Origin of the sequence: Helicobacter pylori (genome assembly GCF_011140715.1) — a bacterium.
Taxonomy (GTDB): Bacteria; Campylobacterota; Campylobacteria; order Campylobacterales; family Helicobacteraceae; genus Helicobacter; species Helicobacter pylori_DA.
The window spans coordinates 1-13,210 of record NZ_SFZZ01000013.1; the positions used below are offsets into that span (position 1 = coordinate 1).

Below are 13,210 nucleotides of genomic sequence, written 5' to 3' on the forward strand. Positions count from 1 at the left end.
GCATGACTGATAGAATATTCAAACCCCACGCTCGCATACGCCCCATTTTCTTCAGCGATACAAAAAGATAAAAATAATAAAGGTAAAGGAAATAAGGTTTTTTGAAATTGCATGGGTGATCCTAATCAAAAATAATCTCAATCATACACTAATTTTAATAGAAAAAAGTGAAACCATTTTTAAGCCATTTTTGAATACAATAAGAGTATTTTATTTTTAAGGTTAGAATAATGAGTTTGATCGTTACACGCTTCGCTCCATCGCCCACTGGCTATCTCCACATAGGAGGCTTAAGAACAGCCATTTTCAATTATCTTTTTGCACGAGCCAATCAAGGAAAGTTTTTTTTACGCATTGAAGACACGGATTTGAGCCGTAACTCCATAGAAGCGGCTAACGCCATTGTAGAAGCTTTCAAATGGGTGGGGCTAGAACACGATGGAGAAATTCTCTACCAATCCAAACGCTTTGAAATTTATAAAGAATATATCCAAAAACTCTTAGATGAAGACAAAGCCTATTACTGCTACATGAGTAAAGATGAGTTGGACGCTTTGAGAGAAGAGCAAAAGGCCAGGAAAGAAACCCCACGCTACGACAATCGTTATCGTGATTTTAAAGGCACGCCCCCTAAAGGCATAGAGCCTGTGGTAAGGATTAAAGTCCCACAAAATGAAATCATTGGTTTTAATGACGGGGTTAAAGGCGAAGTGAAAGTGAATACTAACGAATTAGACGATTTTATTATCGCCAGGAGCGATGGGACGCCCACTTATAACTTTGTGGTTACTATTGATGACGCTTTAATGGGGATTACTGATGTGATTAGAGGCGATGATCATCTTTCTAACACCCCTAAACAAATCGTTCTCTATAAGGCTTTAAATTTTAAAATCCCTAATTTTTTCCATGTGCCGATGATTTTGAATGAAGAAGGGCAAAAATTAAGCAAACGCCATGGGGCCACTAATGTGATGGACTATCAAGAAAGGGGCTATCTTAAGGAAGCTTTAGTGAATTTTTTAGCGCGTTTGGGGTGGAGCTATCAAGATAAAGAGGTTTTTAGCATGCAAGAATTATTGGAATGTTTTGACCCTAAAGATTTAAATTCTTCGCCCAGTTGCTTCAGCTGGCACAAACTTAATTGGCTCAACGCTCATTATTTAAAAAACCAAAGCGCACAAGAATTGTTAAAACTTTTAAAGCCTTTTAGTTTTAGCGATCTTTCTCATTTAAACCCCACTCAATTGGATCGCTTGTTGGACGCTCTCAAAGAAAGATCCCAAACCCTAAAAGAATTAGCCCTTAAAATAGATGAGGTTTTAACCGCTCCTATAGAGTATGAAGAAAAGGTTTTTAAAAAGCTCAATCAAGCACTCGTTATGTCCTTGTTAGAAAAATTTAAGCTAGAATTAAATAAGGTCAATTTCAACGATGAAAACGCGCTAGAAAACGCCATGCACCAAATCATTGAAGAAGAAAAGATTAAAGCGGGTAATTTTATGCAGCCTTTAAGATTAGCCCTTTTAGGTAAGGGGGGCGGGATAGGCCTTAAAGAAGCGCTTTTTATTTTAGGCAAAACAGAGAGCGTCAAAAGAATAGAAAAGTTTTTGAAAAACTAAAAAATTGGCTCTGTTTTCATTGAACGCTAATCATAAAAGAGCTTGATTTTAGCAGTTGTTATGAGAGCGACTCCCTAAAACTTTAGCGTTATTCCTAACACTGAAATGGGTGTATAAAGTTTAAAAATAAGAGGGTTTTAAGAGGAAAATGAAAAAATATTTCTAAAATTTTTTGCCTTGATTGAAATCAAGCTTAAAAGTTGGATTCAGACAATCTTTGGGCAAACTAATCGTTTGAGGAATGACCTCATAATGGCAATAATTTTCATCTTCAAAGAGAGGTTTTATCAACAAGCGGTTTGAAAAAAGCCGATTTTCTTGATTAGAATCAATAATTCCATTGTTTAAAAAGAGGAAAGTTTGCGCGAGTTTGGTTATTTCATTGGGGTTATGACTCACCAATAACACGCTTAAATTTTCACGCTTGATAAAATCAAGTAAACCTTGTTGCACTTCGTTTTTTAAGGCGTTATCTAGGGCGTTTAAAGGCTCATCTAAAAGCAATAGATTCTTGGCTGCGATCAAGGCTCTTGCTAAAGCGACTCGTTGGGCTTGCCCGCCAGAGAGTTGAAGAATTTTTTGCTGGCTTAGATTTTCTAAACGCATTAAGCGTAACACTTCGTGAATTTTATTTTTATCTTTAGGGTGAGCAAAGGCGATGTTTTGATACACGTTTAAATGCGGAAATAGAGCGTAATCTTGAAACACAAAGCCGATTTTTCGTTGTTGTGGTTTTAAAAAAATTTTTTTTTGAGTGTCTAGCCATACTGAATGATTGACTTCAATATAGCCGCTATTCACCGCTTCAAGCCCCGCTAAAATGCGTAAAATCGTGCTTTTACCCGCTCCCGATTCTCCTAATAAAGCGACAACTTCTGCTTCTTTAATTTCTAAGTCTATATTCAAATCAAACGCGCCCCTAGATCCTAAAAGGCGTTTTTTAAACCGCGCTTTTATCATAAAAACGAGCTTTGTTTTTTATTCAAAAACAGGGTAACAAACAAGAGACTAAAACTGATAAGCGTGAGCGTTAAGGCGTATTGGTGGGCTTTAGAATAATTGAGTGCTTCAGCTTCGTTAAAGATCGCAATGCTAGCCACTCTTGTTTCCCCTAATATATCACCCCCAAGCATCATCACCACGCCAAATTCACCTATAGTGTGCGTAAAAGTTGTGATGATAGCCATCAACACACTGGGTTTGATGTTAGGGAGTAGGACAAAAAAAAGGGTGTAATATTCCCCTTTACCCAAGCTATAACTGGCTTCTTTTAAAGAAGTGGGCAAGGAAATTAACGCACTCTTAATGGGGCTTACCATAAATGGTAAGGAAAAAATCACGCTCCCTAAAATAAGCCCTTGGAAACTAAAAACAAGTTTCACATTTAATACATCTTGTAAAAACGCTCCCAAAAAAGAAGAAGGCGAAAAAATTAAAAGAAGATAAAACCCTAGCACGCTTGGGGGTAAAACTAAAGGCATATACACAAGCGTTTCTGTTAAGCTCGTTAAAAGATTGCGTTTAAGGCTTAAAAAATAGCCTAAAAAAATCCCTATAGGGAATAAAATAAGGGTGGTAATAAAAGCTAAAGAAAAGCTCAAACGCATGGTAATCAAAAACTCATGATCCATTGTTCGCCTTTTTTAATGCGTTTCAATCCACGATATAGCCGTATTCTTTAAAGATAGCTCTAGCTCTAGGGCTGAATAAAAAATCTTTAAAAACTTTGGCTAAAGGGTTATTAGCCCCATTTTTAGTGATGATTAAGGCTTGTTCAATAGGGTTATAAAGGGCTTTATCAATGATGAAATAAGAGAGGTTTTTGTCTTTTTTATCCATCAAGGATAACGCTCCAAAGCCTATTTGAGCGTTTTTAGTAGCGACAAATTGATGGGCTTGAGAAATAGAAGCGCCATAAATGATTTTAGATTTAAGACTGGAAGCGAGTTTTAAACGATCCAAGACTTCCATACTGGCTTTTCCATAAGGGGCTAGTTTAGGATTAGCCATAGCGATATGTTTAATTTTAGGGTCTTTAAGAATTTCTAAAGAATCCATTTTTAGATTTTCACTCCATAAAACCAACATGCCTTTAGCATAGACTTCTTCTTTAAAAGGGGTTATTTTTTCATCATAAAGCTTTTTAGGTCTGGTCATATCCGCTGAAATGAATAAATCAAAAGGGGCGTTTTGAGCGATTTGAGTGTAGAGTTTGCCTGAAGAATTAAAGCTAATGTTAATAGCGTCTTTTGGGTGTTCTTTTTGGAATTCTTTAACAAGGGCTTTTAAAGCGCGCGTGAGATTAGCAGCAGCAGCGATTTTTAAATCCTGTGCTAATAGAGCGTTTGAGAAAAATACGATTAACCAGGCAAACGCTTTGAAAGCATTTTTCATAGAACTCCCTTTTATTTAAATGATTGAAATTCGTGATTATACCTATTTGTATCTTAAAAATTTGTATTTTAAAAGTTTGAGGCGGTTTGTTTTGTGGGCGTATCCCACTTATCAGTATTTAACCAACATTTCCACTCTAAAATCTTCATCTTTGATAAAAAATTAAATCTTTTAGAAAAATAACCGATTTTAGGGTGTAACTTTAATTCAACAAGAAGGATTTATTATGATTAAAAGAATTGCTTGTATTTTAAGCTTGAGCACGAGTTTAGCGCTTGCTGGCGAAGTGAATGGGTTTTTCATGGGTGCGGGTTATCAACAAGGTCGTTATGGCCCTTATAACAGCAATTACTCTGATTGGCGTCATGGCAATGACCTTTATGGTTTGAATTTCAAATTAGGTTTTGTAGGCTTTGCCAATAAATGGTTTGGGGCTAGGGTGTATGGCTTTTTAGATTGGTTTAACACTTCAGGGACTGAACACACCAAAACCAATTTGCTCACCTATGGCGGCGGTGGCGATTTGATCGTCAATCTCATTCCTTTGGATAAATTCGCTCTAGGTCTCATCGGTGGCGTTCAGTTAGCCGGAAACACTTGGATGTTCCCTTATGATGTCAATCAAACCAGATTCCAGTTCTTATGGAATTTAGGCGGAAGAATGCGCGTTGGGGATCGCAGTGCGTTTGAAGCGGGCGTGAAATTCCCTATGGTTAATCAGGGCAGCAAGGATGTAGGGCTTATCCGCTACTATTCTTGGTATGTGGATTATGTCTTTACTTTCTAATCCGTTCTTTCATTCGCTCTTCTTTATCAAATCAAACCCTAGCCAACTCTTAAAAGGTTGGGGTTCAAAAATCTTTTTCATAAATAGAAAGTTTGCCTTAGTGCAGTATAATCCTAGCGTTTCAATTTTTATTTTACTCAATAGGGTGTTTGGCGTTTGCGTTTGAAGGCGGGTTTAGTAAGATCTAAATAATAAATTGCTTATATATATTTGATAGATATTATTTTATTCAATAGTGTTATTTAATGGCTCAATTTAATAGGATAGTTTCGCTTTTATTTCTTTAAAACAAATTGATTCTACTGGGGAAAGGTTTTTATGGAAAACAGCACACTTTATATTGTTATTGCCGGCTTATGGCTTGCTGTAGGCTTTGGAATCTTTTTAAAGAAATTAGACATGCCGGTTATCATTGGCTACATTTGCACAGGAACGGTCTTAGCGGCTTTTTTTAAAATTAATGATTTTAATTTGTTATCTGATATTGGTGAATTTGGTATCGTCTTTTTAATGTTTATGATAGGCATTGAGTTTAATTTTGACAAGCTCAAATCCATCAAACAAGAAGTGCTGGTTTTTGGGCTTTTACAAGTCGTTTTGTGTGCTTTAATCGCTTTTTTAGTGGGGTATTTTATTTTGGGTCTTTCACCCATTTTTTCCCTTGTTTTAGGCATGGGGCTTTCGCTCTCTTCAACCGCTATTGTGCTGAAATTCTTTGAAGATTCCAAACAGCTTAGCACGCCCATGGGAAAGAGCGCGGTGGGGATTTTGATTTTCCAAGATATTGCCGCCATTCCCATGCTTTTAATTCTCACTATTCTAGGCAGCAAAGATTCTAATGTTAATTTACTCATTCTTAAAACCTTTATTTCAGCAGGGATTATTTTAGTTCTTTTATTATTGCCTGGAAAAAAAGGGGCTAATCTCATCTTAGAGCAAGCAAAAGACACGCGCTTGCCTGAAATTTTTATAGGCACGATTTTAGTGATTGTTTGCAGCGCAGCAGGGTTGAGCCATTTTTTTGGGTTTTCTATGTCTTTAGGAGCGTTCATTGTGGGCATGGCGATTTCTAAATCGCGCTATAAAATCAATGTCCAAGAAGAATTCGCGCAATTAAAAAACCTCTTCTTAGCCCTTTTTTTCATTACGATAGGGATGCAAATTAATGTGAGTTTCTTTATGGAGAAGTTCTTTGTTGTCATCTTTTTACTCATTTTAGTGATGGGTTTTAAGACGGCTATCATTTATGCACTTTTGCGTTTTTTTAGAGACGCTAAAACTGCCATAAAAACCGCTCTTTCTTTGGCGCAAATCGGGGAGTTTTCTTTTGTTATCTTTTTAAATTCAGGCTCGCACCAGCTCTTTAATTTGCAAGAAAAAAAAGGGATTCTTGGTTTTTTGCACCAAAAAAATATCTTAAATATCGCTCAAAATGACATCCATCAACTCCTTATTCTCATGGTGGTCTTTTCTATGTTGGCAACCCCTTTTATTTTAAAATACCTAGAATCTATCGCTCAATTTATTTTGCACCAAAAGAGCCAAGAAAATGAGCCGGCTAAAAAATAATGGCGCAAAAACCAAATGATAAGTTTGCTTGTATTGTCAGTGTTATGTTAAAATACAAGCATATTTTAACTTCAAATTGGTATAAAAAGGGGATTTCATGAAAGAACAAGAATGGGATTTAAGCGCTTTATTTGAAAATAAAGAAAGCGCAGAAGAATTTTTAAAAACCTTACAAACAGAAGCACAAGAATTGGAGAGCGCTTATCAAAATAACCTTAAGGATTTAGACGCTACAAAATTTGCCGACGCTCTTAAACATTACGAAAATTTGTTAGAAAAAATTTCTAGGGCGATGACTTACGCTCAATTACTCTTTGCTAAGAACACTAAAGAAACGAAGTTTTATTCGCAATGCGAAATGGCTTGCGCAAATATCCAACAACACCTTTTATTCTTTGAAATTGAATTTAAAAATTTGGACGCCAAAAAACAACTCGCTTTCATTAAAAAATGCAAAGACCATGCTTTTTATTTAAACAACCTCATAGAAAAGAAAAAGCACACCTTAAATTTAGATGAAGAAAAGATCGCCCTAGCCCTTTCGCCTGTGGGGGTGGGCGCGTTTAGCCGTCTTTTTGATGAGCATTTTTCTTCTTTAAAAATCCCTTTTGAAGAAAAAACTTTAAGCGAAGAAGAAATTTTAGCCCTCTTGCACAACCCCAAACGCAAGATCCGTAAAAAATCTCAAAAAGCTTTCAGCAAAGCGTTAGAAAAATCCCGCCCTTTACTCACTTATATTTTAAACATGGTGCGTAAAGATTTACTCATTGAAACCAAGCTGAGAAAATACGACAAAAAAGAGAGTTTCCGCCACATTGACAACCAGATCTCGCAAGAGAGCGTGGATAGCATGATAGAGATCGTGAACGCTAATTTTTCCTTAGTGCATCGTTACTATCATAAAAAAGCGCAAATTTTAGGGCATAAACTCAAAGATTACGATCGCTACGCTCCTTTAAACAATGAGAGCATCACCATGACTTACTCTCAAGCTTTAGAAGAAGTGCTTAAAACCCTTAAAGCCTTTAGCCCTGAATTTCATAAAATCGCTTCTAAAGCGATCAAAGAAGGCTGGGTGGATTCACACCCCAAAGACTTTAAGCAAGGTGGGGCTTTTAGCCATGGCGCGGTGCCTAGCGCTCACCCTTATGTGCTGTTAAACTACACAGGGAATCGCCGAGACGCTTTCACTATCGCCCATGAATTTGGGCATATGATCCACCAAGAATTATCCAAAAAACAAGGCGTATTGAACATGGATACACCCTTAACCACCGCAGAAACCGCTTCTGTCTTTTCTGAAATGCTGTTTTTTGAGCATTTGAAAAAGGGTTTGAAATCTGATGAGCTTCTTTTCATGCTGGCAGGCAAGTTAGAGGATATTTTTTCTACCCTTTTTAGGCAAGTGGTGATGACGAATTTTGAAAGAAGAATCCACGAAATGGATGAAGAATTAGACACCAAAGATTTTGATCAAATCTGGTTTGAAGAAAACCAAAGAATGTTTGAAAAGAGCGTGAAACTCACTAAAAACTACCATTTGTGGTGGAGCTATATCCCCCATTTCATCCATTCGCCTTTTTATTGCTACGCTTATAGTTACGGGCAGCTTTTGACTTTAGCGCTTTATGGGCTTTATAAAAAAAGCGACGCTAAAGAATTTGTTAAAACTTACACGGAATTTTTGAGCTTAGGAGGGTCAAAAAGCCCTAAAGAATTAGTGTCCATGTTTGGCTTTGACATTGATAGTAAGGAATTTTGGGAAATTGGCATGCAAGAGGTGCGTCATTTGTTAGAAGAATTTGAAAGGTTGCTCGCATGCAAAGAGAATTAAGGCTTTTAAACAACAAGCATTGCATTGAATACTTGCAATTTCTGTCCAAAAACCATTTGAGTTTCAACCTTTTGTGCGAAAGAGATGCGATTGATTTTTCCCCCAAGCTCCCTAAAGAAATCCATGAAAAATTCGGCTCGTTGGTGTTGTTTGTTTTAGCCGGATACACCTTAGAAAGCTTGATGATTGACGCGCAAAGCGTGCAATTTGAAGCTGGGTTTGGCCCTAATAATATTGGCAGCGTGGTTCAAGTAGGGCTTTCTGGCATCATTCAAATCCTTATCAAAGAAAAAAATGAAAATATCGTTTTATTCAATCGTTGCGATTCGCTTGAATTGTTCCAAAAAGAAGAGCCGCTCATGCAAGAGCCAAAGAAAGACGAACGAGAGTCTAAAGAATGGTTGGATTCTAAAGAGGCTCTTTTTTCCAATTCCAAAAACCGCGCGATTTTAGAAAATCTGCACAAAAACTAAAGGAATCATTGATGAGCGTTTTGAAATTGCATGTAAAAGTCTTTCGTTTTGAAACCAATAAAGATTACAATCCAGCTTATGAGTCTTATTTTTTAGAATACCAAGAAGATCAATACCTTTTGGATCTTTTAAAACAACTCAAAGGCGTGAGCTATAGTGAAAATATCGCGCTTAAAATCAACCAGATTGCGGTGTTTGAAGACGCTAAAGTGAGCGATTTGGTGGCGTTTTTTTCTAAAGAATGGGTGCTAGATCCCCTATCCAAACGATACGCTTTAAAAGATTTAATGATTGATGAAAAGGAAGTTTTAAAAAATTATGAAGACTTTTTCAAACAAGTCCCCTACATCACTAAAGGCGAAAAAGAAGAATTAGAAAAATTTATTCAAATCAATTTTATCAACCCCCAAATCAACCCTAAATATCTGGGCGATGGCTTTTTCTTGTATGTTAAATGGCTGATGAAACGCTACCCCACAGAGCGGAATCGGTTATTAGAGATGATTTCTCAGCCTGAAAGCGGCGTGATGAATTTTTTAAGCGTGGCGCATTGCCTCTATAAAAACGATGATAATATTGACCATGAAATCTATGAATTGCAAGAAATGCTCACTAATTCCAAAATCAAGCCATGGAAAGATTTTTCTAAAAACCTTTTAAGCCTTTTTCAATACAACTCTAACCCCCCCAAAACGCATAACCCCCCTAAAACTTGCGCGCTCTTTAACGCTTATGTGAAGCATTTAAACGCCCAAGCGCTTCTCAAAAGCGCTAAGCTCTATTTAGAAAGAATGGGGCAAAAAGTCATTGATCTGCCTTTTTGTTATGATGGGGGCTATTATGGGAAGATCATAAGCACGCATGATTTCCTCACGGCTTGCGCGTATAATCTGGCTTTGGCTAAAGCCAATGGCGTTTCGCTCATTTTTTGTGAAGAAGACGCGTATTTGAATATCTTGCATGCTAAAGAAGTTTTAGACAACAACCCTGAAATCATCGATTCTGTCAATGAAAAATTAAAAAAATACCAACTCGTTTATGAAAAAGATATTGAGATAGCCTATCTCAATGAGTGGGTTAATGAGTTTTTGGCATGGGAATTGAAAAGCCCGTTTGGTGCGTTTTTAGGGGCTGAATTTTCTCGCATTAAACGAAGCGATCATTTTTTCCATAAAATCCATTTAAAAGCTCCCCATTTTTTAGAATCTTTTCAAAATTACGCCCCCCTTTTAGAAGTCAATGAAACAAACGGCTTACTCCAGTGCGCGCATTTACGCTATTTAGGGATTGATTTAGGGGCGGATTTTTTAATCGTGCATTCTTTAGGGCTTTTTTACGCTTTTGAAAATTTAAGCTTAAAAGCTTCAAAGATTTATAAAAGAGATAATGACAACACCCCCACTTTATTTTTACCTCAAATCGCGCTAATGGCTATGGGGGAAAAAAATAAGCAAGATTTAGGGCTTGATACGCATTATCATAAGGTTACTTTCATTTAAGATGAACGCTTTTTTAAAACTCGCGCTCGCTTCTTTGATGGGAGGGCTTTGGTATGCTTTCAATGGCGAAGGCTCTGAGATTGTCGCTATAGGGATTTTTGTGTTGATTTTGTTTGTTTTTTTCATCCGCCCTGTGAGTTTCCAAGACCCAGAAAAACGAGAAGAATATATAGAACGGCTTAAAAAAAACCATGAGAGGAAAATGATCTTACAAGACAAGCAAAAAGAAGAACAAATGCGTCTTTATCAAGCCAAAAAAGAGCGAGAGAGCAGGCAAAAACAAGACCTTAAAGAACAAATGAAAAAATACTCATAAAGGAAAATCATGGAAATCATTTTATTGATTGTTGCGGCGGTTGTGTTGTTTTATTTTTACAACACCCTCAAAGAATATTTGAAAAACCCCCTAAACCCTAAAACCAAAACCGAAGAATACGACTTGAAAAATGACCCCTATTTGTTGGTGCAATCTAGCCCCCTAGACAAATTCAAGCAAACCCAAACAGGCGCGTATATGCGTCTTTTAAAATTTTTAGACATTCAAAAAAACGCTTTGGATAACGCCTTAAGAACGCTTTTTATCCATGAAATAGAGCAGCCCTTAAACAGCGAACAGCAAAATTTAGCCAAAGAGCTTCTCAATGAGCCTATGGATAAAAAAGAAAATTTTGAATCCTTATGCCAAGAAATCGCCGACCACACGCATGGAGAATACACCAAACGCCTGAAATTAGTGGAATTTCTTATGTTATTAGCCTATGCTGATGGGATTTTGGATAGCAAAGAAAAAGAATTGTTTTTAGATGTGGGGGCGTTTTTGCAGATAGACAATAAAGATTTTAACGAGCTTTATGACAATTTTGAACGCTTCAATGCAATAGAAATCCCTATGTCTTTAGAAGAAGCAAAAAGTCTTTTTGAAATCCAAACTCACACCACCATGCAAGATTTAGAAAAAAAAGCTTTGGATTTAAGCGCTCCCTACTACCATAAAATGAATGACAACAAACGCTACAGCGAACAAGATTTTATCTCGTTGAAAAAAATCGCCCTCGCTTCCCAACTTTTAGAAAAAGATTTAAAAGACTCATAGGGGTGTGATGAAAAAGGCTATTGAATGCCCTTTTTAAAAGCCTTGGAATCTTTTGATGCGCCCTTTTTAGAAAAAGAAATTTCAAAGCGTTTTAGGGATAATTTAGTTTTTTTCAAATCTTATCACCCCAATCTGTTTAACGCTCTCAATACGCCTTTTAAAAATTACCAATTGCTTTTTGAAACAAACCATTTCAATCTCTTACACACGCCTACAAACGCTTTAAGCTACCCTAAACATCAAATGATAGAAACCGCTTTCAACATGGCTTCTAACCCCTTGAATAATCCCAGGTGGTCATTAGACAATAACCGCCTCTCTTTACATTATTTAAAATCTCAAAACAACCACAAACTCCCCCTAACCCTTAAAGCCACGCATGCCATCTCAAACTTTTTAAACAATCATCAAACGCCTTGCTCTTTAAAGAAATTCTTACCCCCTACCATGATTTATGGCGTCTTAGACGGCTTGTTTTTGGCTATTTTACAGGCTCAAAATTACCGCTTCCATTCGCTTTATTTGTTTGAAGAAAATTTAGATTTGTTTAAGATCAGTTGTTATTTTGCGCGTTATGAAGATTTGATTAAAAAAGGGGCTAAACTCTTTATTCAAGGGTTTTTTAACCCTAATGAATTGAAAATGGATTTTTTGAAACGCCCTGTTACGCATTCTTTTTTAAAATTAGAAATCATGCCCTATAAAAGCGCTTTCAATATGCGCATGCGAGAAAACATTCAAAGCTATTACAAACAAGCCTTAAGGGGTTGGGGGAGTTTTGAAGATGAATTGCTAGGGCTAAAGAACACGCTCAAAAACTTACCCTTATACCAAACTCTAAAGATTAAACCTAAAAAAATTAACGCCCCCATTTGCGTGGTGGGTAATGGGCCAAGCCTGGATTTATTGTTAGATTTTTTAAAAGAAAATGAAAAAAATTGCATCATTTTTTCATGCGGAACCGCTTTAAAGCCTTTAAAAACGCATGGCGTTAAAGTGGATTTTCAAATAGAAGTGGAGCGCATAGACTATCTTAAGGAAGTTTTAGAAAAAGCCCCCCTAGAAGACACCCCCTTAATGGGGGCTAACATGCTCAATCCTAACGCTTTTAATGTAGCCAAAGAAGCGTTGATGTTTATGCGTGGAGGGAGCGCTTGCGCGTATATAAGCCCTTTGAGTATAGAATACGCAGCGCCTTTTGTGGGTAATGCCGGGGTGGCTTTAGCGGGTTTGATGAGCGATGAAATCTATTTGTGCGCTTTAGATTGCGCTTATATCAAAGGGTTTAAAAAGCACGCTCAAAATTCCTATTATGAAAATGAAAAAGAAATTGACACTTCGTCTTTAATCAGCGTAGAGGGTAATGTTGAAGGTTATGAAACTTTTAGCGACTCGCTTTTTTTGCTCTCTAAAGAAAGGATTGAAGAAGCCCTTCATTATTACCAGCCTAAAAAAGTCTATAATTTAAGCTATGGGGCGAAAATCAAGCATGCCGTTAGTCTCAATCACTCTCAAGTGAAATTGAAACAAACCAACAAACAAGACGCTACCGCTCGCATTAAAAGCATGTTTAATCCCCCCAATAACCATGCTAAGGATTTAAACAATTTACAAAAAAATCTGATGAGTTTTAAAGAGGATTTTTTAAAATATTTAAACACGCCTTGTAAAACCAAGCAAGAAATATTTGAATGGGTGGATAGCTTGAGTGGGTTTTGTCAAACAGCCAGCGCTAAAAACCCCACTATAGGCATTTTATTTGAAGGGAGTATCGCTCATGTCTTACAAAGCGTCTTAATCGTTTCATTGTACCTTAAAGAAAATGAGCTGACGCATTTTATCAACCACTCTCAAAACACCTTAAAACAATTCCTTAAAAAAGCTTGTTTGTTATTGCAAAGGCAGCTCAAACAACCATGATTTTTATTTTTACACTATA

The 13,210-nt window shown here is 36.8% G+C and carries 13 protein-coding genes; 10 read left to right on the forward strand and 3 right to left on the reverse strand.

All coding sequences use genetic code 11. The annotated features are described in order from the left end of the window. The first annotated feature begins 230 nt into the window (after window positions 1–230). Entirely contained in the window at window positions 231–1,622 is a 1,392-nt protein-coding gene (gene gltX / locus EWZ81_RS01615) for a glutamate--tRNA ligase (RefSeq protein ID WP_165548808.1), read from the forward strand. Window positions 1,623–1,784: 162 nt separating this feature from the next. Here the strand turns inward: gltX and EWZ81_RS01620 are convergent, their stop codons facing one another. The 3 genes from EWZ81_RS01620 to modA are packed head-to-tail and all read right to left on the reverse strand — an operon-like array spanning window position 1,785 to window position 4,016. After that, window positions 1,785–2,582: an ATP-binding cassette domain-containing protein gene (locus tag EWZ81_RS01620; protein ID WP_165548809.1), complete on the reverse strand. Its 798-nt coding sequence runs from the start codon at window positions 2,580–2,582 to the stop codon at window positions 1,785–1,787. Continuing rightward, the gene (modB, locus tag EWZ81_RS01625) at window positions 2,579–3,253 is read right to left on the reverse strand and encodes a molybdate ABC transporter permease subunit (RefSeq protein WP_165548810.1); all 675 of its coding nucleotides are present in this window, start codon (window positions 3,251–3,253) and stop codon (window positions 2,579–2,581) included. The genes EWZ81_RS01620 and modB overlap by 4 nt, the downstream gene beginning before the upstream one ends. A 22-nt stretch (window positions 3,254–3,275) precedes the next feature. Then, entirely contained in the window at window positions 3,276–4,016 is a 741-nt protein-coding gene (gene modA, locus EWZ81_RS01630; protein ID WP_165548811.1) for a molybdate ABC transporter substrate-binding protein, read from the reverse strand. 226 nt (window positions 4,017–4,242) lie between these two features. Here modA and EWZ81_RS01635 point away from each other — a divergent pair, with 226 nt between their 5' ends. The 9 genes from EWZ81_RS01635 to EWZ81_RS01670 all read left to right on the forward strand — a co-directional run bounded on the left by EWZ81_RS01635 (window position 4,243) and on the right by EWZ81_RS01670 (window position 13,191). Next, window positions 4,243–4,803 (forward strand): outer membrane beta-barrel protein, encoded by a 561-nt coding sequence (locus EWZ81_RS01635; protein WP_000595790.1) that lies wholly within the window; start codon window positions 4,243–4,245, stop codon window positions 4,801–4,803. Next, window positions 4,787–4,969 (forward strand): hypothetical protein, encoded by a 183-nt coding sequence (locus tag EWZ81_RS08395; RefSeq protein ID WP_231624837.1) that lies wholly within the window; start codon window positions 4,787–4,789, stop codon window positions 4,967–4,969. Before EWZ81_RS01635 ends, EWZ81_RS08395 begins: the two co-directional genes overlap by 17 nt. Window positions 4,970–5,121: 152 nt before the next feature. Continuing rightward, window positions 5,122–6,372 (forward strand): cation:proton antiporter domain-containing protein, encoded by a 1,251-nt coding sequence (locus EWZ81_RS01640; RefSeq protein WP_000431989.1) that lies wholly within the window; start codon window positions 5,122–5,124, stop codon window positions 6,370–6,372. 97 nt (window positions 6,373–6,469) lie between these two features. Then, complete coding sequence (locus EWZ81_RS01645; protein ID WP_165548812.1) at window positions 6,470–8,206, forward strand: M3 family oligoendopeptidase; 1,737 nt, start codon at window positions 6,470–6,472, stop codon at window positions 8,204–8,206. Continuing rightward, window positions 8,191–8,679 carry a hypothetical protein gene (locus EWZ81_RS01650; protein ID WP_165548813.1) on the forward strand — a complete coding sequence of 163 codons (489 nt, stop codon included), beginning with the start codon at window positions 8,191–8,193 and terminating at the stop codon, window positions 8,677–8,679. Before EWZ81_RS01645 ends, EWZ81_RS01650 begins: the two co-directional genes overlap by 16 nt. A gap of 11 nt (window positions 8,680–8,690) precedes the next feature. After that, entirely contained in the window at window positions 8,691–10,178 is a 1,488-nt protein-coding gene (locus tag EWZ81_RS01655; protein ID WP_165548814.1) for a DUF5644 domain-containing protein, read from the forward strand. 1 nt (window position 10,179) lies between these two features. Continuing rightward, complete coding sequence (locus EWZ81_RS01660; RefSeq protein ID WP_001861281.1) at window positions 10,180–10,494, forward strand: hypothetical protein; 315 nt, start codon at window positions 10,180–10,182, stop codon at window positions 10,492–10,494. Between the two features lie 9 nt (window positions 10,495–10,503). After that, window positions 10,504–11,271, forward strand: a complete 768-nt coding sequence (locus EWZ81_RS01665) for a TerB family tellurite resistance protein (protein WP_165548815.1) — start codon at window positions 10,504–10,506, stop codon at window positions 11,269–11,271. A gap of 24 nt (window positions 11,272–11,295) precedes the next feature. Then, a complete protein-coding gene (locus EWZ81_RS01670; RefSeq protein WP_165548816.1) occupies window positions 11,296–13,191 on the forward strand; it encodes a motility associated factor glycosyltransferase family protein in 1,896 nt (631 codons plus the stop codon). Window positions 13,192–13,210 lie beyond the last annotated feature (19 nt).